The 24,093-nt window shown below is 50.0% G+C and carries 25 protein-coding genes; 17 read left to right on the top strand and 8 right to left on the bottom strand.

Annotated features, from left to right (window positions below; genetic code table 11):
* Nucleotides 1-8: 8 nt before the first annotated feature.
* Nucleotides 9-1,565 (top strand): ATP-binding protein, encoded by a 1,557-nt coding sequence (locus ACYVJG_RS08790; protein ID WP_460430726.1) that lies wholly within the window; start codon nt 9-11, stop codon nt 1,563-1,565.
* Between the two features lie 66 nt (nt 1,566-1,631).
* Here ACYVJG_RS08790 and ACYVJG_RS08785 read toward each other — a convergent pair whose 3' ends face one another.
* Complete coding sequence (locus tag ACYVJG_RS08785) at nt 1,632-2,489, bottom strand: YicC/YloC family endoribonuclease (protein WP_460430725.1); 858 nt, start codon at nt 2,487-2,489, stop codon at nt 1,632-1,634.
* Nucleotides 2,490-2,601: 112 nt separating this feature from the next.
* Between ACYVJG_RS08785 and rph the strand changes: the two genes are divergently transcribed.
* Nucleotides 2,602-3,318, top strand: coding sequence for a ribonuclease PH (gene rph / locus ACYVJG_RS08780; RefSeq protein WP_460430724.1), 717 nt, complete (start codon nt 2,602-2,604; stop codon nt 3,316-3,318).
* Between the two features lie 3 nt (nt 3,319-3,321).
* On the opposite strand, the gene nudB is transcribed toward rph, so the two are convergent.
* From nudB to ACYVJG_RS08745, 7 genes are read right to left on the bottom strand one after another with little or no spacing between them, the layout of a single operon-like run.
* Nucleotides 3,322-3,762 carry a dihydroneopterin triphosphate diphosphatase gene (gene nudB, locus ACYVJG_RS08775; RefSeq protein ID WP_460430723.1) on the bottom strand — a complete coding sequence of 147 codons (441 nt, stop codon included), beginning with the start codon at nt 3,760-3,762 and terminating at the stop codon, nt 3,322-3,324.
* Nucleotides 3,763-3,768: 6 nt separating this feature from the next.
* Nucleotides 3,769-4,386 (bottom strand): response regulator transcription factor, encoded by a 618-nt coding sequence (locus ACYVJG_RS08770; protein WP_460430722.1) that lies wholly within the window; start codon nt 4,384-4,386, stop codon nt 3,769-3,771.
* Nucleotides 4,383-5,702, bottom strand: a complete 1,320-nt coding sequence (locus tag ACYVJG_RS08765) for a mechanosensitive ion channel family protein (RefSeq protein WP_460430721.1) — start codon at nt 5,700-5,702, stop codon at nt 4,383-4,385. Before ACYVJG_RS08765 ends, ACYVJG_RS08770 begins: the two co-directional genes overlap by 4 nt.
* Before the next feature lie 29 nt (nt 5,703-5,731).
* A complete protein-coding gene (lolD, locus tag ACYVJG_RS08760) occupies nt 5,732-6,421 on the bottom strand; it encodes a lipoprotein-releasing ABC transporter ATP-binding protein LolD (protein WP_460430720.1) in 690 nt (229 codons plus the stop codon).
* Nucleotides 6,414-7,655, bottom strand: coding sequence for a lipoprotein-releasing ABC transporter permease subunit (locus ACYVJG_RS08755; RefSeq protein ID WP_460430719.1), 1,242 nt, complete (start codon nt 7,653-7,655; stop codon nt 6,414-6,416). The genes lolD and ACYVJG_RS08755 overlap by 8 nt, the downstream gene beginning before the upstream one ends.
* 10 nt (nt 7,656-7,665) lie before the next feature.
* On the bottom strand, nt 7,666-7,884 hold the full coding sequence (locus tag ACYVJG_RS08750) for a hypothetical protein (protein WP_460430718.1): 219 nt from the start codon (nt 7,882-7,884) through the stop codon (nt 7,666-7,668).
* Nucleotides 7,881-8,942 carry a C40 family peptidase gene (locus tag ACYVJG_RS08745; protein ID WP_460430717.1) on the bottom strand — a complete coding sequence of 354 codons (1,062 nt, stop codon included), beginning with the start codon at nt 8,940-8,942 and terminating at the stop codon, nt 7,881-7,883. The genes ACYVJG_RS08750 and ACYVJG_RS08745 overlap by 4 nt, the downstream gene beginning before the upstream one ends.
* Nucleotides 8,943-9,069: 127 nt before the next feature.
* Here ACYVJG_RS08745 and ACYVJG_RS08740 point away from each other — a divergent pair, with 127 nt between their 5' ends.
* The 15 genes from ACYVJG_RS08740 (at nt 9,070) to waaF (ending at nt 24,079) form a co-directional block, all read left to right on the top strand.
* A complete protein-coding gene (locus ACYVJG_RS08740) occupies nt 9,070-10,752 on the top strand; it encodes an ABC1 kinase family protein (RefSeq protein WP_460430716.1) in 1,683 nt (560 codons plus the stop codon).
* 143 nt (nt 10,753-10,895) lie between these two features.
* On the top strand, nt 10,896-12,608 hold the full coding sequence (locus ACYVJG_RS08735; protein ID WP_460430715.1) for a cation:proton antiporter domain-containing protein: 1,713 nt from the start codon (nt 10,896-10,898) through the stop codon (nt 12,606-12,608).
* Nucleotides 12,609-12,665: 57 nt separating this feature from the next.
* Entirely contained in the window at nt 12,666-13,322 is a 657-nt protein-coding gene (gene cmk, locus ACYVJG_RS08730; protein WP_460430714.1) for a (d)CMP kinase, read from the top strand.
* A 114-nt stretch (nt 13,323-13,436) separates the two neighbouring features.
* Nucleotides 13,437-15,116, top strand: a complete 1,680-nt coding sequence (rpsA, locus tag ACYVJG_RS08725; protein WP_460430761.1) for a 30S ribosomal protein S1 — start codon at nt 13,437-13,439, stop codon at nt 15,114-15,116.
* 11 nt (nt 15,117-15,127) lie between these two features.
* Nucleotides 15,128-15,424 (top strand): integration host factor subunit beta, encoded by a 297-nt coding sequence (locus ACYVJG_RS08720; protein ID WP_022653922.1) that lies wholly within the window; start codon nt 15,128-15,130, stop codon nt 15,422-15,424.
* A gap of 107 nt (nt 15,425-15,531) precedes the next feature.
* Nucleotides 15,532-15,828: a LapA family protein gene (locus ACYVJG_RS08715; RefSeq protein WP_022653923.1), complete on the top strand. Its 297-nt coding sequence runs from the start codon at nt 15,532-15,534 to the stop codon at nt 15,826-15,828.
* 35 nt (nt 15,829-15,863) lie between these two features.
* Nucleotides 15,864-17,024, top strand: a complete 1,161-nt coding sequence (gene lapB, locus ACYVJG_RS08710) for a lipopolysaccharide assembly protein LapB (RefSeq protein ID WP_460430713.1) — start codon at nt 15,864-15,866, stop codon at nt 17,022-17,024.
* A 39-nt stretch (nt 17,025-17,063) separates the two neighbouring features.
* The gene (gene pyrF, locus ACYVJG_RS08705) at nt 17,064-17,792 is read left to right on the top strand and encodes an orotidine-5'-phosphate decarboxylase (RefSeq protein WP_460430712.1); all 729 of its coding nucleotides are present in this window, start codon (nt 17,064-17,066) and stop codon (nt 17,790-17,792) included.
* Nucleotides 17,789-19,138 (top strand): UDP-glucose dehydrogenase family protein, encoded by a 1,350-nt coding sequence (locus ACYVJG_RS08700; RefSeq protein WP_460430711.1) that lies wholly within the window; start codon nt 17,789-17,791, stop codon nt 19,136-19,138. The genes pyrF and ACYVJG_RS08700 overlap by 4 nt, the downstream gene beginning before the upstream one ends.
* A gap of 9 nt (nt 19,139-19,147) precedes the next feature.
* Nucleotides 19,148-20,107: a D-glycero-beta-D-manno-heptose-7-phosphate kinase gene (gene rfaE1 / locus ACYVJG_RS08695; protein WP_460430710.1), complete on the top strand. Its 960-nt coding sequence runs from the start codon at nt 19,148-19,150 to the stop codon at nt 20,105-20,107.
* Between the two features lie 10 nt (nt 20,108-20,117).
* Nucleotides 20,118-21,107: an ADP-glyceromanno-heptose 6-epimerase gene (gene rfaD, locus ACYVJG_RS08690; RefSeq protein ID WP_460430709.1), complete on the top strand. Its 990-nt coding sequence runs from the start codon at nt 20,118-20,120 to the stop codon at nt 21,105-21,107.
* A gap of 9 nt (nt 21,108-21,116) precedes the next feature.
* Nucleotides 21,117-21,761 (top strand): MBL fold metallo-hydrolase, encoded by a 645-nt coding sequence (locus ACYVJG_RS08685; protein WP_460430708.1) that lies wholly within the window; start codon nt 21,117-21,119, stop codon nt 21,759-21,761.
* A gap of 88 nt (nt 21,762-21,849) precedes the next feature.
* Nucleotides 21,850-22,773 carry a branched-chain amino acid transaminase gene (locus tag ACYVJG_RS08680; protein ID WP_022653931.1) on the top strand — a complete coding sequence of 308 codons (924 nt, stop codon included), beginning with the start codon at nt 21,850-21,852 and terminating at the stop codon, nt 22,771-22,773.
* 10 nt (nt 22,774-22,783) lie between these two features.
* A complete protein-coding gene (locus ACYVJG_RS08675; RefSeq protein WP_022653932.1) occupies nt 22,784-22,990 on the top strand; it encodes a zinc-finger domain-containing protein in 207 nt (68 codons plus the stop codon).
* A gap of 72 nt (nt 22,991-23,062) precedes the next feature.
* On the top strand, nt 23,063-24,079 hold the full coding sequence (gene waaF / locus ACYVJG_RS08670) for a lipopolysaccharide heptosyltransferase II (protein WP_460430707.1): 1,017 nt from the start codon (nt 23,063-23,065) through the stop codon (nt 24,077-24,079).
* The last annotated feature ends 14 nt before the right edge of the window (nt 24,080-24,093 follow it).

Below are 24,093 nucleotides of genomic sequence, written 5' to 3'. Positions count from 1 at the left end.
ATAAAACCATGAGAGACAGCCACCGTAAAAAACTGCCGATTGGCATTCAAACCTTTAGCGAAATTCGCCAAAACCATTATTACTACATTGATAAAAGTGAAATGGCTTACCGTTTGGCGAATGAGGGAAAACATTACTTTTTATCCCGTCCACGTCGCTTCGGTAAAAGTCTATTCCTCGATACCTTGGCTGAACTGTGGGCAGGAAATGAAGCACTGTTTCAAGGGCTGTGGATTCACGATAAATGGGATTGGTCGGTGTCTTATCCGGTGATTCGCATCAGCTTTGGCGGTGGGGTGATGATGAATGTGGAAACCCAGCTACCGAATAAAATCGCGGAGCAAATGCGCATCAATGCCGAGCGTTTAGGGCTGAATATTGAGTTGGGCGAAGCAGAAACCTGTTTTGCTAATTTAATCCGTGCAGCAGAAGCGAAAACCGGTCAGAAAGTGGTGATATTGATTGATGAATACGACAAACCGATTCTCGACAATCTCACCGATCCTGAATTGGCAAAGGCCATGCGTAATCGATTGCGTAATCTGTATTCGGTGATCAAAGACCTCGATGCCTCGATTCGTTTTGTGTTTCTGACTGGGGTATCAAAATTCAGCAAAGTGAGTTTGTTCTCTGGGCTGAACAACCTGAATGACATCACCCTTGATGCTGAGTATTCAGCGATTTGTGGTTACACTGATCACGATATTGACACCGTTTTTGCACCGGAATTAGCCGGGTTAGACCGAGAACAGATTCGCGAGTGGTACAACGGTTATAACTGGCTAGGTGAATCGGTTTACAACCCATTTGATGTGCTGTTGCTGTTTCAAAAACGCCAATTCCGCGCCTATTGGTTCGAAACCGGCACACCCACTTTCTTAATTGACATCCTGCGCCAACGCCAAGCCTTTACCCCAGAGTTATCACAGTTGGTGACGATGGAAACGTTGTTATCGCGCTTTGATGTTGAAGACATCCCGACCGAAGCACTGATGTTCCAAACCGGCTATCTCACTATTGCGGATAGCTTCCACATGGGTGCCTTAACCGAATACACCCTGAAATATCCCAACTTAGAAGTCCAAGCCAGTTTAAATGGGGTATTGTTGGAAATGTTAATGGGCAACTCTTCATTGCCACATCAATACACCGGACAGTTATATCGGTTGCTCAGTAAAGCGGATGTTTCCAAGCTCGAAACGCTGCTGCACGCTCTATTCGCTAGCATTCCCTATGACTGGCAACGCAACAACGCCATTGCCCAATACGAAGGTTATTACGCCAGCGTGTTCTACAGCTACTTCGCTGCACTTGGCTTAGACATCCGCCTTGAAGACATCACCAACAAAGGCCGCATTGACATGGCGGTGTTGTTTAACCAACAAGTGTATTTGTTTGAATTCAAAGTGGTCGAAGCGACACCACAAGGCAAAGCCTTACAACAACTACAAGACCGAGAGTATGCCGAGAAATACCGCAGCCGAGGTGAGCCGATTCACTTAATCGGGATTGAGTTTAGCCGTGAACAGCGGAATGTGGTGGGGTTTGAGTGGGTTACTCTTTAAGTCAACAAAGTCCCTTTTGAAGGGACTTTGGTAGAGTGTTGTGATGATATGGTATTCAGTGAGGTACTACTCGATATTCTGCACTTGCTCTCTCATTTGTTCAATCAACACTTTAAGTTCAACTGCAGTTTGCGTGGTTTCTGTTGAAACTGATTTTGAGCCGAGGGTATTGGCTTCACGATTGAGTTCTTGCATTAAGAAATCTAACCGTTTACCCACTAAACCGCCTTTATTCAATGCCCGACGGACTTCGGTCAAATGTGTATGCAAGCGTTCAAGTTCTTCATCAATGTCGATTTTTTGTGCAAACAGAGCAAATTCTTGCTTTAAGCGATCATCTTCCACTTGTCCATCTAACGCTTCTTTTAACCGCGTGTTCAGCCGTTGTTGCCATCCTTGCAAAATTGCTGGCAATTTCGGTTTAATTTCTTCCAACAAACCATGAATGCGATCGAGACGATCTATCAACACTTGTTTAAGTTTCTCTCCTTCTCGTCCACGTGAGGCGGTGAATTCTTCCAAGGCCCGTTGTAAAGCCTCAAGACACTGACGGCTCAGTGAATCATTATCTTGCCCTTGGCTCTCTAATACGCCCGGCCAACGTAACAGCTCTCCAACAGAAAACCCGCGTGCTTGTGGACTGTGGGTTTGCACAATTTTTGCTGCCTCAACCAACTGAGATAACAAGGTTTGGTTGATTTGTAACTCACCTTGTTGAGCTGGGTTTGTTTGTAAACTGATGCGACATTCGACCTTGCCACGATTGACATGATTGGCAATCAATTCCCGTAGTTTAGGTTCTAAGCTGCGGAATTCCTCCGGCATCCGGAATTGTACGTCAAGATAACGGTGGTTCACGGCTCGGATGTCGAGAGCTAAGGTGCCCTGCGGTAAATCACAGCTAACTGAGGCGAAGCCTGTCATGCTAAGTATCATATTGATGTCCCAAAAATTCAGAGATCGGAGCGCTTTGCCTCCGGCCGCCTGCACTATACATTAGAATAAGATTTTCTATTCAATCAGAAAGACACACTTTATGCGCACTGCACAGCGGCAAGCCAATCAACTCCGGCCAATCTCTTTTACTCGTCACTATACCTGCCATGCAGAGGGCTCGGTGTTGGTGTGTTTTGGTCAAACCAAGGTGTTATGCACCGCGACAGTGGAAGAAAATGTGCCGAGTTTCTTAAAAGGGAAAGGGCAAGGCTGGGTCACGGCTGAATATGGGATGTTGCCGCGTTCAACCCATAGCCGCATGCGGCGTGAAAGCAGTGCTGGCAAACAATCGGGACGTACGCAAGAAATTCAGCGCTTAATTGGTCGCAGCTTACGCGCAGTAGTGGATTTATCCGCTTTAGGTGAACGACAGATTGTGATTGATTGTGATGTGATTCAGGCAGACGGTGGTACGCGCACTGCCAGCATCTCTGGTGCATATGTCGCATTACACGATGCCATCAGTGGCTTATTGGCCAAGGGCTTGTTAAAACAAACACCTTTGCGCGAGGCGGTGGCGGCAGTCTCGGTGGGCATTGTAGAAGGTGTGCCACTGTTAGATTTAGACTATCCCGAAGACTCAAACTGTGAAACTGATATGAATGTGGTGATGACTGCCTCAGGCGGATTGGTGGAGGTACAAGGCACTGCCGAGGGATTGCCCTTTTCTCGGCAACAGATGAATGAATTATTAGATTTAGCCAGCGCCGGTATTCATGACATCATTCAATTACAACAACAGGCGCTGGCCAGCTAAAAATTAGTTTGTTTTCGTGCCTAAATGGCAGATCGCGGCGGCATTGCTTGGAGAAAATACCTTTTCTGCCGCGTGCTGCCACGGTAACCAACAACTGGCGGTATGTTCTCGCTCGGCTAAACGCACTTCGAGTGGGGCGGGAACACAAAATCCAAATACCCGTTCCGTGTTATGGGTGACACCGGGGGCATAGCGTGCTCGCCAGCGGGGATAAATCTCATATTGGTTTTCTATTTCCCAATCGACCAACTCCCCCTGCGTGAGGTTTAACCCCGTTTCCTCTGCCAACTCACGAATAGCCGTGGTACGCCAATCTTCATTGTCTTCTCGGCTACCCGTCACCGATTGCCAGCCATTGGCAAAATCAGCTCGTTCAATCAGTAAGACCTGTTTATCCGGGGTGTGAACGACCACTAAGACAGAATACGGTTGTTTATAGGGCATACAATATCAATCCGATTTAGCTGCATGAGGGCGGTATTGAGCCAAAAGCCCAGCCAGTTCGACCGCCGATTTTACGCCCATTTTTTCCATGACTCGCGCACGGTGCACCTCGACAGTTTTAATGCTGATGTCCAAACTGTCCGCGATTTGTTTATTGAGCTTTCCTGCTAAGACCAACTGCATCACTTCTTGTTCACGATCGGTCAGCTGGTTAAGCGCACTGATAATTCGCTGTTGTTGACTTTGTTGTTGTCGGTTTTGTTGATCTTGGCTGATGGCTTGTTGCACCCGTGTTAATAACAACACATCATCAAACGGTTTTTCTACAAAATCGAACGCCCCCATTTTCAATGCGGATACCGCTAAGGGGACATCCGCATGGCCAGTGAGAAAAATCGCCGGTGGACAATAGGGGCGCTGTAACAGTCGCTCAAACAGCATCAGCCCGCTCATGCCCGATAGCCGCATGTCCAAAATCAAACAGGCAAACCGTGATGCATCGTCTTGTAACAAGGCTTCGCCACTGGCAAAGGGTTGTACTGCCAGCCCATTCGATTCCAGTAGCCAAACCAGTGCTTCACGCACTGCCTCGTCATCATCAACAACAGCAAGTAAAGGGCTCATGGTAGTGGATGCGGTTCGCTGTGAGTGGGCGGAGGAGAGGCAGGAGACAGCATTCTGACCTCATGTTGTGGGAAGGGAATCTGCACTCCGTGTTGTTCGAAGGCGCGCCAAATCGCCAGATTCAGCGCTGATTTTGGCCCCATTAGGCCATTTTCAGGGTCGCCAATCCAATAACCAACGGTCAGATTGATGCTGCTATCTAAAAATCCCACAACAAAAGCAGTCGGGGCAGGATCTTTCAAAATACGGGGTACCGACTCAGCGGCCTCCACCAAAATTTTTAAGGCCAACTCTAAATCGGTGCCATAGGCTACACCAACAGAGGCGCTTTGCCAGATGGACTTATCAGAATACGATTGGTTGACCACCGTATTGGCAATAAAATTTTCATTGGGGATCAGCGCTTCGGTGCCATCAGCAGAGCGAATTACCACATAACGTGCTGTAATTTGTGTGATATTGCCTGTTCGATCACCAATGGTGACGCGATCTCCCACTTGCACCGAACGGTCGAGCAAAATAATAAAGCCCGAGACATAGTTACTGGCGATTTTTTGCAGACCAAAACCCAAACCGACACCTAAAGCGCCACCAAATACAGACAAGACGGTCAGATCAATGCCCACAATTGGTAAAGCAATTAACACCGCCCCAACCATTAACAGCGTGCGTGCCAATTTCGAAATGACAATCCGCAAACTCATGTCCAAGTGGTTGAGCGTCATGACTCGGCGATCTAAGGTGCGGCTGACCCACATCGCCCCAAACATAATCACCGCCACCCAGAAAATGCCTGACAGAATCATCAGCAAATTCAGCTTGGTTTTGCCTACTGCGAATGAAATCGACTCCATCCAAACAATCAGTAGTTCATTAAAACCTAATAAATGACTGAGATAGAACAACCACAGGATGGACGATAAGAAGTGTTCGGTACTGCGTTCTAATTTACCAGTGGGTAAGACATTGCGCACCAACGCCGCGACAATCCGAATCACCGCAAGCCAAAACAGCGTAATCGATGCAACGACTAACAAACTGTGAGGTTGGTCAATCGCATAGCGAGCAATTAAGAAAGCAAGACCCGTGAATGCAGCAGCAGACAAGGGCAATACCATCCGAAACAGCGCATAGGGTAGCAGTTGGTCATAGCGTTCGGGATGGCTTGAGAAAAAGCGTTGAAACACTTTTCTGGCAATCCACACACCGCAGTAGATGGCAACGGCAATGATGGCGAGTTGGAGTTGTCCTGCTGGTGTGATAACGATATCTACAAAGCGGTCAAATTCTGGTACACGATCGAATAAATCTTGCATGAAGTCCCCTGTCGATGCGAAAGAAAGGCCTAGACAGGGTGTAATACCCCATCTTGCAGCTGCAGGCGGCGTTGGGCACGCGCGGCCAATTGTGGGTCGTGGGTGACAATAATTAGGCTGGTGCCCAAGTCGGCATTCAGTTCTAACATTTCAGCAAACACTGTCTCTGCATTGCCCCGATCCAAATTGCCGGTGGGTTCATCAGCCAATACACACGCTGGACGGGTCACCAAGGCGCGAGCAATGGCGGCCCGTTGTCGTTCACCACCGGACAATTCACTGGGCTTGTGATGTAGGCGATGCGCTAACCCCACTTTGCTTAAGATCTCGCTGGCAGCTTGCTGTGCGTCAGGACGGCTTTGCCGCCGAATCAATAACGGCATTGCCACATTTTCCAGTGCCGAAAACTCGGGCAACAAATGATGAAACTGGTAGATAAAGCCAAGATATTGATTTCTCAAGCGACCCTTTGCCGCTTCTGACAGGTTGGCCAGCGCCTGCCCCATAATATGTACACTGCCGCTGCTGCTATGATCTAGTCCCCCGAGAAGATGGAGCAGGGTGCTTTTACCAGAACCTGAAGCACCAATGATGGCAATGCTGTCTCCTGCGGCAACTGATAAATCGATATTCGATAACACAGTGACCGCGCTCGGCCCTTCTAGATAGGTTTTACTGATGCCTTTGGCCTCAATTACCCACGGTGTGACGTTATTCATAACGCAAGGCCTCCGCTGGTTGCGTCCGAGCGGCACGCCAGCTTGGATAGAGGGTGGCTAAAAAGGCTAATAGCAGAGCAATGCCTGCAATCGTGAGCACATCCGGCCATTGCACATCCGAGGGTAAGGTATCAATCAAATACACTTCCGAAGAGAGAATTTTTGCGCCGACCCAGTGTTCTACCGTACTGACAATGCTGCCGAGATTAAGCGCCAGAACCACACCGCCACCCACTCCTGCTAAGACGCCCATTACCCCCGAGGCGGCCCCTTGTAACATAAAAATCTGCATGATTGAGCGTGGCGATGCGCCTAAAGTACGCAAAATCGCAATATCTGCCCGCTTGTCTGTGACGACCATGACCAAGGTGGAGACCAAATTAAACGCTGCCACTGCCACAATCAGCGTCAAAATAATAAACATCATCCGTTTTTCGATTTGTACGGCGCGGAAATAGTTGGCGTTTTGCTCGGTCCAGTCAGTGACAAAAGCCTGTTCATTTAACATCCCGAGCAGCGCCTTTTTCACCTGTGGCGCATCGAGTGAGTCGGTCAGTTTTAACCGTACACCGCTCACATCTTGTCCTAAGCGGAACAAGAGCTGGGCGTCTTGTAGATGAATCATGGCCAAGGAGGCATCATATTCATACATATCGACTTTGAAGATGCCGCGTACGGTAAATTGCTTTAAACGCGGCAGCATACCTGCTGGCGTGACTTGGCCTTGTGGGGTAATCAGGGTGACTTTATCGCCAACGCCAACCCCTAAAGCGCGTGCTAACTCCACCCCAATCACCACCCCAAACTCACCACCGCGTAAATCGGTCAATTGGCCGCGTAGCATGTGCTGGCCAACATCCACCACCTGATTTTCCAGTGCCGGTTCGATGCCGCGAATCATCGCCCCGCGTACATTACCTGCCATCGACAATAAACCTTGTGCATTGACGAAGGGGGCCACGCCAATCACGTGAGGGACTGTACGGGCAGCGTCGGCCACCTGTGGCCAATAAGCAAGGGCACCGCTGCTGCCTTGAATTTCAACATGCGATGCCACGCCTAAAATGCGCGAGCGGATTTCTTTTTGAAAACCATTCATCACCGACAGCACCACAATCAACGCGGCCACACCCAAGGCAATCCCAATCACCGACACCAAGGAAATAAAAGAAATAAAACCATTGCTGCGCCGCGCTCGTACATAACGCAACGCGATGAAAGACTCAAAATTCATATGGTGGGTGTTATCGCTCGTGATAAGGGTTTTCGAGTTGTTGCATCAACTCCGCCATAAAGTCACGAACTTGGATTGGGTCACAACCCATCAAGATCGCATCTTCAAAGGCATCTTGTGCCACTTGTTGTAGTTCTACTAGGTTTTCCTGCATCACTTTAATTTTTTCGACACAGGCCACTGGCTGACCTTGTGGGTCGAGCCAGACCGGGAAAGAAGGAACTGTCATCGTTTTGTGGCTTTTTTCTCAGAGGTTGGACTGGTTTTTTTGCTGGCAGCAGCTTTTACACGTTCTTTGCGCGCATCGGTTTTTTCTTTTACTTTGCTTGTGCTGCTGGCTTTTTTATTACTGTTCTTGTCCTGTCCTTTACGGTTTTGTGCTTCACGCGCATTTTGTTTACGCTGGTTTTTGCGGTCGGTCACGCTTTCTTTGCCTTTGTTTTTCTTTTCCTTCGCTTCGCGTGCGGCTTCGGCAGCTTTTTCTTTCGCTGTTAGCTTTTTCGGTTTGCCTTTGGCATCGAGTTCAATTTTCTTACGGGTGTTTTCCACCGGACGATACAACTCACGCCGCGCGGTTTCGCGTTCTTTTTTGCGTTCAGATAACAAAGCCGCAGCACCGAGGCCAGTGGCACCAATTGCAGCGGCTGCTAACACAGGTGCGCTGCTGCTGGCGCTGGCTGTATTGCCGCTTTCCTCGGCAAACTGCGCAATCGCGTCCCGTTCACGCGGTTTTTTTGCCACCACTTCATCACGAACATCGCCGGCAAAGGCATTGCCACGGTTGATGCGACGAGCACCATTAAAACGCCCAGCCCAATACGACGCACTCATGCTGGCAATTTCAATGTTTTTTCCTGTTCGCGGTGCATGAACAAAGCGACCATTGCCGATATACAAGCCGTTATGGGAATTGGCAAAACCACGGGTGTTGAAAAATACAATATCTCCCGGTCTCAGTTCACTGCGGTCGATACTGCGGCCAATTTGGGCTTGTTCGGCGGCGGTACGCGGCAGATTGACCCCAATTGAGCGTTGGAAAATATAACGAATAAAGCCACTGCAATCGAAGCCGTTGGTGGGGGTGGTGCCGCCAAAGCGATAGGCAATGCCCATCAAGCTCATGGCTTGCAGAATTAAATCACCTACCACCGCTTCTTCTGCTGTGGCACGCGGTTCGCCACTGCTGGCGCGGGGCGCGGGGTCGTCATGGCCATCGTTGGGTGCTGCATGCGCCAACTGGACGACACCGGCAAAGAGGAAGGCTAGTAAGCCGATAGCTAATCTCATAGACTGGACTGTAATTGAACGGCGTCATTTATGTAAAGAGAAGCTAATATTCTCATGTCCTTAGCTGACGCTCATCATGTTGCTGGTTAACCTAAGGCAGATTCTGCCGCGCTGTGATGCGATGTCAATGTTAAAAGAAACCTTTATTGCCATGCGCGATCTGCCTAGATTGCGCGAAATCAGTGCCATTTTAATCCGACATGGCCTCGGAGAGTTCGCCCAACGCTTAAATTTACCGAAAGCGATGGAAAAAGCCGGTGAATGGCTGCACATGCCATTGCCCAATGCGGCGGATTATTTAGATACGCCTGTGCGTTTGCGCCGTGCCTTGGAAGACCTTGGCCCCACTTTTATTAAGCTTGGCCAAATTCTTGCCACGCGAGCGGATGTGTTTGCTGCCGATTGGATTACCGAGTTTGAGCGTTTGCAAAGCAATGCCCCTGCCCTACCCGAACAAGCGGTACAACAACTGTTACAGGCCACATTAGGCTGTGATCCTGAAAGTGTGTTTAGTTTTTTTGATCCACAAGCGATTGGCTCCGCCTCGATTGCACAAGTGCATTATGCTCGGCTACATGATGGCACCGAAGTCGCAATTAAACTACGGCGCCCGAATATCGTTGAAAAAATTGAAGCAGATCTCCGCATTTTGGGTTACTTGGCCGCATTGATTGAACAAGAGTTCCCCGAAGCCCGACGTTATCAGCCATGTTTGATTGTGAAACAGTTTGCGCGTGCTTTGCGGCGTGAACTGAATTTGGCGGTTGAGGCGCGCAATATGGAGCGGTTTGCCAAAAATTTTGCTAACGAGCCCCACATCGTGGTGCCGCAGGTATTTTGGCAACACACACAGCAAAATCTCAATGTACAAACTTTCATTCATGGCATTCCCGCTAATCGCCTTGACAGTGTGGATTTAGCCGGTTTGGACCGAAAGTTATTAGCAAAACGTGCGGCTGATGCCATCCTCAAAATGATTTTGGTTGATGGGTATTTTCATGCTGACCCACATCCCGGCAATGTGTTTTTTCTGCCGGATAATCGGGTGGTGTTTGTCGATTTTGGGATGGTGGGCCGACTTTCTCCGCCTCGCCGCGAAGAGTTGGCCGATTTGTTGGCTGCCTTTGCCCAGCGCAGTGAGCGTGCGGTGTTCGACGTGTTGATTAATTGGACACAAGACAGTGAGGTAGATGAGGCCCGTCTCAACGAAGACATTGCCGAGTTTTTATTTCAGTACGATCAAATTCAGCTCAAAGACCTCAATCTCTCGCAGCTGATTCACGACATTATGGCGTTGATGCGAGACCATGCGATTGTACTACCAGCCGATTTGGCCATGTTATTCAAAGCCTTGATTACCCTAGAAGGATTGGTCAGACAATTAGATCCTTCATTTCAAATGGTCAACCACCTTACGCCCTTTGTTCGCAAAGTGGTGGCCGAACGTTATCAGCCAAAAGAATTATGGCGAAAAGGTAAAGCAGGTTTGGCCGAACTGGCCAGTGTATTGGGTGATGTACCGCATGATATGTTGCAGTTGGCCAAGGAAATTCGACGCGGTAAGTTCCGCATTGATTTAGACCTAAAACGGCTCGATCACTTTGGCCAACAGTTAGATAAAAGTGCGAATCGTCTGACCATGGGGATTGTTACAGGGTGTTTAATTATTGGCTCGTCGATTGTGATGACAGTGGATGCCGGCCCCATGCTGTTTGGTCTGCCGTTGTTTGGTTTTCTTGGTTTTCTAGTGGCATTTGCCAACAGTTTATGGTTGATGTGGTCGATTTGGCGTTCAAGTAAACATTTTTAATGTTTTGTTTTGAAATGGTTTTTTTGCGGTAAGCGTAAAAAAATTGCTTAGAGAAGAAAAAAATGGCCTCGTCTAAGTTTTTTCTAATCTTACGCTGTTTTAATGGCTGCCATGTCTTAGTAAAAACAGATAGGTGAACCGCGATGGAACATAATATTTCCTTGATTACTACGATTGCCTCCGGTTTTGCCATTGCCTTGGTCTTGGGGGTCATTGCTGAACGACTGCGCTTGCCGGCTTTGGTTGGCTATTTACTGGCCGGCATTATGATTGGTCCCGGTACGCCCGGTTTTGTTGCGGATGTGCATATTGCCAGCCAACTGTCTGAAATCGGCGTGATGTTGTTGATGTTTGGTGTGGGCCTACATTTTTCGATGCGCGATTTATTGGCGGTGAAGCGAATCGCTGTACCGGGGGCGGTGGTGCAAATGTCGATTGCCACTCTCCTCGGCATGATGGTGGCGTCGTGGTGGGGCTGGCCGTGGGGACAGGCGCTGGTCTTTGGCTTGTCATTATCGTGCGCCAGTACCGTGGTGTTGCTCAAAGCCCTTGAAGTACGCGGCATTTTAGACACCATGAATGGTCGTATTGCCGTGGGCTGGTTGGTGGTTGAAGACTTAGCGACTGTGTTGATTTTGGTCTTGCTGCCGCCATTAGCGGGGATTTTAGGCAGTCAAACGGCTAATACTGGCGCGAGCGACACGGCGATTTGGATCACTATCGGCCAGACTTTGTTACAGGTATTTGCGTTTATTGCCTTGATGTTGGTGGTGGGACGGCGGGTGATGCCGTGGTTGTTGTGGCAAGTGGCGCGGACGGGTTCGCGTGAATTGTTCACTTTGGCGGTGATTGCTGCGGCGATCAGTATTGCCTACGGTGCTGCGATGTTGTTCAGCGTGTCGTTTGCACTGGGTGCCTTTTTTGCCGGCATGATGATGCGCGAATCTGAGTTTAGCCATCGGGCAGCAGAAGAGTCGCTGCCACTGCGTGATGCGTTCTCAGTGTTGTTCTTTGTCTCGGTGGGGATGTTATTCGACCCGAAAATTATCATGGAACAACCGGTGCAGGTGTTGGCGACGGTATTGATTATTATGTTTGGCAAAACCTTAGCTGCTGTCGGTTTGGTCTTGCTGTTCCGTTATCCCTTTAACACGGCGTTAACCGTGGCGGCCAGCTTGGCTCAAATTGGCGAATTTTCGTTTATTTTGGCTGGTTTGGGATTGGCGCTGGGTTTGTTACCGCAAGAAGGCATGAGCTTGGTATTGGCGGGGGCATTGATTTCGATTGCCTTAAACCCTCTGCTGTTTACCTTGGTGCAACCGCTGAAAAAATGGCTGTTGGCTCGTTCGGCATGGGCGCGGCAACTGGAACAGCGGCAAGACCCGTATGCAGAGCTGCCAATGAGCACCGAGCGTCATTTTTTATCGGGACAGGTGGTGTTAGTCGGCTATGGCCGAGTCGGTAGCCGGATTGCCTCTGCCTTAAAAGAACGCGGTATTCCCTTTGTTGTCGCGGAACAAAATCGCGAAGTGGTTGAAGCCTTGCGGCAACAGGGCATGGCTGCCGTCTCAGGTGATGTGACAGATCCGGCGGTGTTGATTCAAGCCCATATTGCCAATGCAGCGATGTTGGTCGCTGCTTGCCCCGATCCGTTGGTGATTCGGCAAATGATAGAAACTGCGAAAATGCTGAACCCCAATATCGAGGTGGTGTTGCGTAGCCATAGCGAGGAGGAATCGCTGTTATTTGAAAAAGAAGGTGGGACAGTGTTTTTTGCCGAGGAACAATTGGCCAATGGCATGGCGCAGCATGTCTTGGCACGATTTTCTCCTAATACCGACCATGCCCACGGATAAAGTCGAGAAAATGCGGCTAAAACAACTAAAATATCGTTTTTGTTTCGGGTGAAAAATATGTCGTTTCCTGTGATTACCATTGATGGCCCGTCCGCTTCCGGTAAGGGTACGGTGGCCAGCCGCGTTGCGGCCGCATTGGGGTTTCATTATTTAGACTCAGGGGCTTTGTACCGCGTGCTGGCGTTATATGCACAACAGAAACAAGTGGCATGGGATAACGAAGCTCGCCTTGCCTTATTGGCCGTGCGTTTGCCGCTGTCGTTTGAACAGGGACGTGCTTGTGTAGATGGCCAAGATTGTGACGATTTCATTCGTGGAGAGGAGATCGGGGCTGGCGCTTCGCAAATTGCCGCTTTGCCAGCTGTTCGCTCGGCATTATTGCAACGTCAACGCGATTTTCGCCAAGCGCCCGGGCTGGTCACTGATGGCCGTGATATGGGTTCAGTGGTGTTTCCGGATGCCACTTTAAAGATTTTTCTGACAGCTTCTGCCGAAGAACGCGCGCAAAGACGGTATAAGCAGTTGATAGAAAAGGGCCAATCTGCTAACCTCGCACGCCTTCAACAAGACATTGAAGCGCGTGATGCGCGTGATGCCTCTCGCTCGGTTGCCCCGTTGCGACAAGAACACGACGCGCGTTTACTGGATACCACTGAACTGGACATCGCCACTGCTGTGGCACAGGTTTTAGCTTGGTATCGTGCTCTGCCTTGAGTGAAGTGGTTGTTTGCTGTGGTGATGTGAGGATCACGACAGTGTTTTTTAACTAACCCCGGTGGGGTTTTTCTCCACCTATTGAGTATTTTTTACATGACTACCACCCCCGTAATGGAAAGCTTTGCCGCCCTGTTTGAGGAAAGCCTGACCCGTCAGGACATGAAAGCTGGTGAGGTGATCACTGCTGAAGTGGTCGCAATCGACCAAAACTTTGTCACTGTGAATGCCGGTTTGAAATCCGAATCTTTGGTACCGGTTGATGAATTCAAAAATGACAAAGGCGAAGTTGAAGTTGAAATCGGCGACTTCGTGACTGTTGCTATCGATAGCCTCGAGAATGGCTATGGCGAAACCAAACTGTCCCGCGACAAAGCAAAACGCATGGCAGCTTGGATTGAGCTGGAAGAAGCGCTCGAAGCCGGTACCATCCTGTCTGGTCTGATCAGCGGTAAAGTGAAGGGTGGTTTGACCGTGATGGTCAACGGTATCCGTGCTTTCTTGCCTGGTTCGTTGGTGGATACCCGTCCAGTGAAGGACACCACACCTTACGAAGGCAAGCAAGTTGAATTCAAAGTGATCAAACTTGATCGCAAACGCAACAACGTTGTGGTGAGCCGCCGCGCTGTGCTGGAAGAAACCTTGGGTGAAGAACGCAAAGCGTTGCTGGAAAACCTCAAGGAAGGTGCGATTGTTAAAGGCGTGGTTAAAAACATCACCGACTACGGCGCGTTCGTTGATCTGGGTGGTATCGATGGTCTGTTGCACATCACCGACTTGGCATGGCGCCGTGTTAAACATCCAACAGAAGTGTTGGCTGTGGGTGATGAAGTCGAAGCCAAAGTGCTCAAATTCGACCAAGACAAAAACCGCGTTTCCTTGGGTCTCAAACAGTTGGGCGAAGATCCATGGGTGGGTCTGTCCCGTCGCTATCCTTCCGGCACCCGTCTGTTTGGCCGCGTGACCAACTTGACCGACTACGGCTCATTCGTCGAAATCGAACAAGGTATCGAAGGCTTGGTGCACGTCTCCGAAATGGACTGGACCAACAAGAACGTTCACCCATCCAAAGTGGTTGCTTTGGGTGATGAAGTTGAAGTCATGATCTTGGAAATCGACGAAGATCGTCGTCGTATCTCCTTGGGTATGAAACAGTGCATGCCAAACCCATGGGATGATTTTGCTGCTAACTACAAAAAAGGCGACAAAATCTCCGGTACCATCAAGTCGATCACTGACTTCGGTGTGTTTATCGGCTTGCCTGGTGGCATCGATGGTTTAGTGCACTTGTCTGATCTGTCTTGGAACGAAGCTGGCGAAGAAGCCGTGCGTAAGTTCAAGAAAGGTGACGAAGTTGAAGCCGTGGTGTTGGCAATCGACGTTGAGCGCGAGCGCATCTCCATGGGCATCAAACAGTTGGATGGCGATCCTTTCAACAACTTCATCGCAATGCACGACAAAAACGCGATTGTTAAAGGCGTAGTGAAATCTGCTGATGCCAAAGGCGCGACGATTGCGTTGGATGGTGACGTTGAAGGTTACTTGCCTGCTTCCGAAGTGTCGCGTGACCGCGTTGAAGACATTCGTTCCCACGTCAAAGACGGCGACGAATTAGAGCTGATGATCATCAATATCGACCGTAAGAACCGTTCGATCAAGTTGTCGATCAAAGCTAAAGATGCCGCTGAAGAAGCTGGTGCAATGAAATCCTTGCAGGCAGATGCAGCAGGTAACGCAGGTACCACCAACTTAGGTGCACTGCTGAAAGCTAAACTGTCTGGCGGTAACGAGTAAGCGGAATCGTGATGACCAAATCCGAGCTGATTGCCAAGCTCGCAGAACGTTATCCGCAACTGGTTGCTAAAGACGCTGAGATGGCCGTCAAGGCCATCTTGGATGCGATGGCAACCAGCCTTGCTCGTGGGCAAAGAATAGAGATTCGTGGATTCGGTAGTTTCGATCTCAACTACCGTCCTCCGCGTTTAGGTCGCAATCCCAAATCTGGTGCCAGTGTGTCTGTACCTGAAAAGTATGTGCCACACTTCAAAGCAGGTAAGGAACTGCGTGAACGTGTCGATGCCCACGCACAAACGAATGCTTGAGCTTTGGCTCTCATCTGAGGAAAACGCCGTGAAGTAATTCACGGCGTTTTTCATTGTTAGGCCCGTTGGTTTACACTATCGGGCCTAACCCATTTATAGAGGCTGCCATGCGTTATGTGATTTGGGCGCTCAAGCTATTGGTCTTTATCTTGTTGCTGGCGTTGGCGATGCAAAATACGCTGCCCGTGACCTTACATCTTTTCCTTGGTTATGTCTGGGAAGCCCCGCTGATTGTCTTGTTATTGGCTTTTTTCTCGACAGGTGCCGCCTTGGGTTTAATGGCTGGTTTTGTCTATTACTTGCGGTTACGGCGTGAGCTAACGGTGTTGAAAAAAGAATTGCGACAACGCAGTGCACCGATGTCGTCAGTGGTGGACGACCCGAGTGATGCCATTGCTAACTGACACTATTTTTTGTTTTTTGAATAAGAGAGCTGCCGGTGCAGGATTTTGAACTGTGGTGGTTATTGGTCTTTCCGGCATTTTTTGGCTTGGGCTGGTTAGCGGCACGGATTGATATGCGTGCGGTGTTGGCACAAGCTAAGGCCGTTCCTTCTGCCTATTTCCGTGGGTTACATGCTCTATTGGACGACAACACCGAAGTTGCTGTGCGTGAATTGACCGAGGTAGCACGAGCCAATCCCAAAGCGTTTGAATTAGAGCTGGCGGTGGGGCGTTTGCATCGCCGTCGTGGAGAGAACGACCTCGCGATTCGTCTCCATCAACGCATGTTGGACGATCAAGAGCTGCCTGCTAATCAAAAAGACCGTGTGCGCTTGGAGTTGGCCGAGGACTTTTTGCGGGCAGGGTTGGTGGATCGCGCCGAAGAGTTGTTGTTGAGTTTGGAACCGACGCCTTTTGCACAAGAAGCGCGGCAACATCTGTTGGCAATCTATCAACAAGAGCGTAACTGGACACGAGCCATTGATATGGCACGGGCGCTGCGTAGTGAGGCCATGAGCTATCAGCATGAGTTGTCACAATTTTATTGCGAGTTGGCACAGGCTGCGTTGTTCAAATCGCAGTTAGACGAGGCGCGCAATTATCTTGCCGAGGCATTAACCGCCAATCGTCGTTCTGCTCGTGCCAGTTTGATCGCTGGTGATATCGAATTAGTCGCTGGTCAAACTGAGGCAGCGATTGAGGCGTGGCTACGGGTAGAAAAGCAAAACCCAGAATATCTGACCTTGGTGGCTGAGCGTTTATTAGATGCTTATGAACGATTAGAAAAACCAACTGAGGGGTTGGCCTTGTTGCGTGGTTTCTTACAAACCTTCCCCGAACTCGATTTAATCGACTTGTTATATCCGCGTATTGCCCAGCGTGAGGGAGACGAAGCCGCACTCGACTTTTTGCGTGATGCCGTACATCGCCGTCCAACCTTAGCAGGGATGGCAAAGTTGATTGATGCGCGTTTTGCCTCGCTCACGCCGGATAGTCGGCAGGATGCCGAATTAGCGCGTGATCTTGTCCTGACGCAGGTGAAGCGCTTGAGTGTCCATCGTTGTAAACGCTGTCAATTTCGCTCGAAAACCTTTTTTTGGCATTGTCCTGCTTGTAATGAGTGGGAAACTTTTACTCCCAATCGCACCGAGTCGTAATGTGCGTGGGTTTCTCCTGATTGATTTGAGTGTGTGTGAATGAATCCCCTTGCTCCTGCTGCTGCCGCTGTGACGGCCTCCCCGGTGATTGTTGCCCTCGACTTTCCCGATGCACAAGAAACCCTTGCCTTTGTATCACGTTTACCACCAGCGAGTTGCCGCTTAAAAGTGGGTAAAGAACTTTTCACCGCGGCTGGGCCTGCATTAGTCGAGGCGCTAGTTGCCCGTGGTTTTGATGTCTTTCTTGATTTGAAATACCACGATATTCCAAACACCGTCGCCAGCGCGTGCCGTGTGGCGGCATCGTTAGGGGTATGGATGGTAGATTTGCATGCCAGTGGTGGTCGGCAGATGATGGAAACTGCGCGTGAAGCCCTCGCCAATATCAGTCAACCGCCGTTGTTAATCGCGGTGACTGTATTGACCAGCATGACACCAACTGATTTGACTGAATTGGGTTTACCAGATGCGGCAACTCAAGTGATGCGGTTGGCTGCCTTGGCACAAAGCAGTGGTATGGATGGTGTCGTATGTTCGGCGCAAGAAGCCGGTTTATTACGTCAGACGCTTGGGCCTGCGTTTACCTTGGTGACCCCGGGGATTCGGCCACAAGGCAGTGCCAGCAACGATCAGCATCGTATTATGACCCCTGCTGCGGCGATGGCGGCTGGTTCAAGCTATCTGGTTATTGGTCGCCCCATTACGCAAGCGGCAGATCCGGTGCGAGCGTTACAAGCGATTCATCAAGAGCTTGGGCTATCGGCATGAAAATCACGGTTGTTGGTACCGGCTATGTCGGCTTGGTGACCGGTGCATGTTTGGCCGAAGTGGGTAACCATGTGCTGTGTTTGGATGTTGATCCGGCAAAAATCGCCTTATTGCAAGGCGGCGGTATCCCGATTTACGAGCCCGGTCTTGAGGCGATGGTGAAACGCAATGCGGCAGCCGGCCGGCTATCGTTTACCACGGATATTCCTGCTGCTGTGGCGCATGGCGATATTCAATTTATTGCGGTTGGTACACCTCCCGATGAAGATGGTTCGGCTGATTTGCAATATGTTCTTGCTGCTGCGCGTGCGATTGGCCGTTATATGTCAGCAGAGCGAATTGTGGTGGATAAATCGACTGTCCCTGTTGGCACTGCGGATAAGGTCAAAGCGGCGATTGCAGAAGAATTGGCATTGCGTGAGTGTGCGTTACCGTTTGCCGTGGTATCGAACCCCGAGTTTTTGAAAGAAGGGGCCGCAATCGAAGATTTTATGAAGCCAGACCGCATTGTGGTTGGGGTGGAAGATGCGCGAGCAGCAGAAAAAATGCGCCGTTTATATGCCCCTTTCCAACGCAATCATGATCGTTTGTTGGTGATGGATATTCGTTCGGCTGAGCTGACGAAATATGCAGCCAATGCGATGTTAGCCACGCGCATTTCGTTTATGAATGAGTTGGCTTTGTTGGCGGAAACACTCGGGGCGGATATCGAACAGGTGCGGCAAGGGATTGGCTCGGATCCTCGAATCGGTTACCACTTTTTGTATGCCGGCTGTGGCTATGGTGGATCCTGTTTTCCGAAAGATGTGCAGGCCTTATTGCGCACAGCAGCAGAAAATCAGATGCCTTTACGGGTATTGCAGGCTGTTGAAGCGGCGAATGAAGCACAAAAACAGGTGTTGTTGCAGAAAATCACCGCGCACTATGGCGCAGATTTACGCGCTAAACACTTTGCTGTGTGGGGCTTGGCCTTTAAGCCGAATACCGATGATATGCGCGAAGCACCAAGCTTAACCTTAATCGCTGGGTTATTAGCCGCTGGCGCACAGGTCACGGTATATGACCCTGTTGCGATGGACGAAGCGCGTAAACGGTTGCCTGTTTCTCCTCAACTGCACTGGGCTTCGGGGATGGAAGCTGCCCTACAGGCGGCGGATGCATTGGTGATTGTGACGGAGTGGAAAGAATTTCGTAGTCCCGACTTTGGCTTATTGGCACGTCAATTAACAGATAAAACGATTTTTGATGGCCGCAATCTTTATCCTGCTGCTGCGATGGTAGAAGCAGGTTTGACGTATTTTCCGATTGGCCGTGCCGCAGTGCGGCGTCCAGCCATCGGACAGTGAGGAGTCGGTATGCGGGTGCAAATGCCTGAGCTGGCGCGCTTGCAAGCAGCGCGTGTGTTAGTGGTGGGTGATGTGATGCTGGACCGCTATTGGTTCGGTGAAGTGAGCCGAATTTCACCAGAGGCGCCAGTGCCAGTGGCGCGTATTCAACGCGGTGAAGAACGTGCCGGCGGGGCGGCAAACGTGGCGCGTAATATCGTCTGTTTGGGTGGACAAGCCACGTTGTTGTCGGTGGTGGGGGATGATGAAGCTGCGTTTACTTTAGAAAAACTCCTGCGCCATGATGGGGTACAGGTATCGTTTCGACGCGATCCAGAATTGGATACGACGGTGAAACTGCGTGTGGTCGCTCGTCAACAACAGCTTATTCGGCTCGATTTTGAGGCCGAACCTAGCCATGAAGTGTTAGCCGATAAACTTGATGATTTTGCCCAACAGTTACCACAGCATGATGTGGTGATTTTATCGGATTACGGTAAGGGCGGTTTAACGCATGTGGCGAAAATGATTGCATTGGCACAACAGGCGGGTAAGCCCGTGTTGATCGACCCTAAAGGGGATGATTGGCAAAAGTATGCCGGTGCCACGTTGTTAACACCGAATAAAAGTGAATTTAAACAAGTCGCTGGGGCATGGCAGAGTGAGGTACAACTGAGTGAACGTGCCCAACAACTGCGGCAACAATTGGCCTTACAGGCATTATTGGTTACCCGCAGCGAAGAAGGCATGAGCCTGTTCCGTGAGGCTGGCGAAGCGGTGCATGTCCCGACCCAAGCGCGTGAAGTATTCGATGTTTCGGGGGCGGGTGATACGGTGATTGCCAGTTTGGGTTTGATGTTGGCGGCGGGGGTGGCCCTTCCTGAAGCAATGGGCTTGGCGAATGTGGCTGCTGGCATTGTGGTTGGAAAATTAGGGACGGCAACGGTCAGTGCCGCTGAATTACAACACGCGCTACACCAGCACGCATAAAGGAAAAATTATGTATATCGTTGTGACTGGAGCCGCTGGTTTTATTGGCTCAAATTTGGTTCGTGCACTGAATGAACGCGGTGAAAATCGCATTATTGCCGTTGATGATTTAACGGATGGGATGAAGTTTCGCAATTTAGTGGATTGTGAAATCAGTCATTACATCGATAAAACCGATTTTATTGAGATGCTGTTAGATGGGACGTGGGATGGTGAAATCATGGCCATTCTGCACCAAGGCGCGTGTTCCGATACCATGGAACACAATGGTAAGTATATGATGGAAAACAACTATCAATACTCCATTAGTTTGCTCGAATATTGCCAGCAAGATGCCATTCCTTTCTTGTATGCCTCCAGTGCAGCGGTGTATGGCGGTGGACAAGTGTTTGTTGAGTCACGCGAATTTGAATCGCCATTAAATGTCTATGGCTACTCAAAATACCTGTTTGATCAGCATGTGCGCCGCCGGATCAACCAAGGTTTATCAGCACAAGTGGCTGGTTTCCGCTATTTCAATGTCTATGGTCGCCATGAACAGCACAAAGGCCGGATGGCATCGGTTGCTTTCCACCACTTCAATCAATACCGCGACACTGGCAAAGTTAAACTGTTTGGGGCGTATGACGGCTATGCCGAAGGGATGCAAAGTCGAGATTTTGTCTCGGTAGAAGATGTGGTGAAGGTCAACTTGTTCTTCCTCGACAATCCAGAAAAATCCGGCATCTTTAACCTCGGCACCGGACGTGCTGAGCCATTCAATGCCGTAGCGGTAGCGGCAGTCAATGCTTGTCGCGCACAACAGGGTGAAGCTGCGTTGTCGTTGGCCGATATGGTGGCGCAAGGGATTGTGGAATACATTGATTTCCCTGAGGCACTCAAAGGGAAATATCAAAGCTATACCTGTGCTGATATTTCTTTATTGCGTCAGGCGGGCTATCAAGAGCCATTCCTCACCGTGGCAGAGGGCGTAGAACGCTATGCCCAACAAACTTTGTGAGCGTAAAAAATGGGCAATCGTGTTATTCCCGTGACTCCCTTCGACCAGAACTGTTCTTTGGTGTGGTGTGATGCGACTAAGAAAGCGGTGGTGATCGATCCGGGCGGTGATGTCGCTATCATTATGGCTGCTATTGCTCAGGTCGGTGTGACAGTGGAGAAAATTATTCTCACCCACGGCCATCTTGACCATGTTGGCGGTAGCGCGGCATTAGCAGCAGAATTAAACATCCCTGTGTGGGGGCCACATCCTGCCGATCAGTATTGGTTAGATGGCTTGCCGCGACAATCGCAGATGTTTGGCTTTCCTTTTACGCCTGCCTTGCAACCTGACCAATGGTTACAAGAGGGGGAAGTGATCACCTGTGGTGAACGTCAATTCGAGGTGATTCACTGCCCGGGACATACGCCCGGTCATGTGGTGTTGTTTGACCGTGAGGCGAAACAGGCATGGGTGGGGGATGTGTTGTTTGCTGGTTCAATTGGCCGCAGTGATTTTCCCGGTGGCGATCACGATACCTTGGTGGCGTCAATCCGCGACAAACTTTTCCCCTTGGGAGATGATGTCAGTTTCATTCCGGGGCATGGCCCAGATTCAACCTTTGGTGAAGAACGCCGCAGCAACCCCTTTGTTGCTGATCGTCGCTTTGGGTAAACTGTAGGAATCGCTAGCTTTTAAGCTGGGAACGATGTCAAAATTAAACGCTTTATTCTATACAACGACTCGGACGGAGTAATCTAAGATGTCAATGGCTGACCGCGATGGTTTCATTTGGTACGACGGCAAATTGGTGGATTGGCGCGAAGCAAACACCCATGTACTGACCCACACCTTACACTACGGTATGGGCGTGTTTGAAGGGGTGCGCGCATATGAAACTGCGCGTGGCCCAGCCGTGTTCCGCTTGCAAGACCATACCGACCGTTTATTCCGTTCTGCCAAAATTTTGGGTATGGATTTGCCCTTCTCAAAAGAAGAAATCAATCAAGCACACCTTGATGTGGTAAAGGCAAATCAACTCAAATCCTGCTATTTCCGTCCTATGGCTTTCTACGGTTCTGGCAAGCTGGGCGTGGCACCGATGAAAAACGATGTGCGCGTGATTGTGGCCGCATGGCCGTGGGGCGCGTACTTGGGTGAAGAGGGTTTGGAAAAAGGGATTCGTGTCAAAACCAGTTCCTTTACCCGTCACCATGTCAATATCACAATGTGTAAAGCCAAAGCCAATGGCAACTACATGAACTCGATTTTGGCAAACAACGAAGCCACTGCCGATGGCTATGATGAAGCCTTGTTGTTGGATGTGGATGGTTTTGTTGCTGAAGGTTCGGGCGAAAACATCTTTATCGTGCGTAAAGGCAAACTCTATACCCCAGACCTGACCAGCGCCTTAGAAGGCATCACCCGCGATACGATTGTGCAATTAGCGGCTGAGATGGGGTTGGAGTTGATCGAAAAACGTATCACCCGTGACGAAGTGTATAGCGCAGATGAAGCGTTCTTCACGGGCACGGCTGCTGAAGTGACACCAATTCGCGAACTAGACCGTCGCCCAATTGGTGAAGGCGTGCGTGGTCCTATCACCACAGAACTGCAAAAACGCTATTTCGCTTGTGTTAAAGGTCAAGATGAAAGCCATGCTGATTGGCTGACCTATATCGCGTAAGGATGATGGTATGAGTGCTTTGAAAGAAAACCGCGCCAAATACATTGAAGTCAAAGGCGATGACTTGCCCCTACATTGCCCAATGCCCGACATGGTGAAGTGGAATCAACACCCTCGGGTGTTCTTGGCGATTGATCGTAGTGAGAATGGTGAAGTGCAATGCCCATACTGTGGCACTCGCTACAAGCTGGTTGGCCCAGTGAAGAAACATCACTAAGCCGATTGCTTTTTATCATTCCGACCCCTGTCGGTAAGGTGCGGCGTGTCCGCACCTTTTTTGCTTATTACAATGATCAAAAAAATCTTAGTGCTCACGCCTGCTTGGGTTGGGGATGCGGTCATGGCGCAACCGCTTTATCGGCGTTTGCAACAACGCCATCCCGAGGTGGTGATTGATGTCTTGGCACCTGCATGGACAGCGGCGATACATGGTCGGATGTCAGAAATTCGGCGGGTGATCGAAAACCCTTTTGCTCACGGCCAACTGCGTTTGCGAGATCGCTACCGTTTGGGGCGTAAGCTGGCGCAAGAGGGCTATCAACAAGCGATTGTCTTACCCAATTCACTGAAATCAGCGCTGATTCCTTGGTTTGCGGGCATCCCCTGTCGTACTGGTTGGGTGGGGGAAATGCGTTATGGTTTATTAAACGATGCGCGCAAGCTGGATAAAACCGCTTTGCCGAGTATGTTAGAGCGTTTTTTGGCCTTGGCCGAACCGCCTAAAACAACCGTAAACAAACCCTTGCCGTTTCCTATTCTACAAGCCAAGCCGGTGCCTGCCACTGTCTTGGCGCGTTATGGTTTAGGGTTAGAAAAAACCGTGGTGGCATTGTGTCCGGGGGCAGAATACGGCCCCGCAAAACGGTGGCCGGTGGCACATTTTGCGGCTGTTGCACAACAAGCGGTGGCGGCAGGACATCAGGTGTGGATTTTTGGTTCACCGAAAGATGCCGAGTTTGGGACAGCGATTCGTGAGCTGGCGGCTTTGCCGGCGGTAGTCGATTTATGTGGTAAAACCACATTGGAAGAGGCGATTGATTTATTAGCCTGTGCCAAGGTGGCGGTGTGTAACGATTCGGGTTTAATGCACATTGCTGCGGCACTTGGTGTGCCTTTGGTCGCGTTGTATGGCTCATCTAGCCCAGAATTTACCCCGCCATTAACCGAGCGGGCGAGTATTATGTCATTAAATTTATCTTGCAGTCCCTGTTTTGAACGGGTATGTCCGTTAAAACACACTGACTGTTTGCAACAACTTCAGCCAGCCCAAGTGTACCAACAGGTAGAACACTGGCTGCTTGCCTAAAGGCACCGGCAGTA

The organism is Aquaspirillum soli, from assembly GCF_054781915.1.
This window is presented reverse-complemented; position numbering and strand designations above follow the sequence as displayed.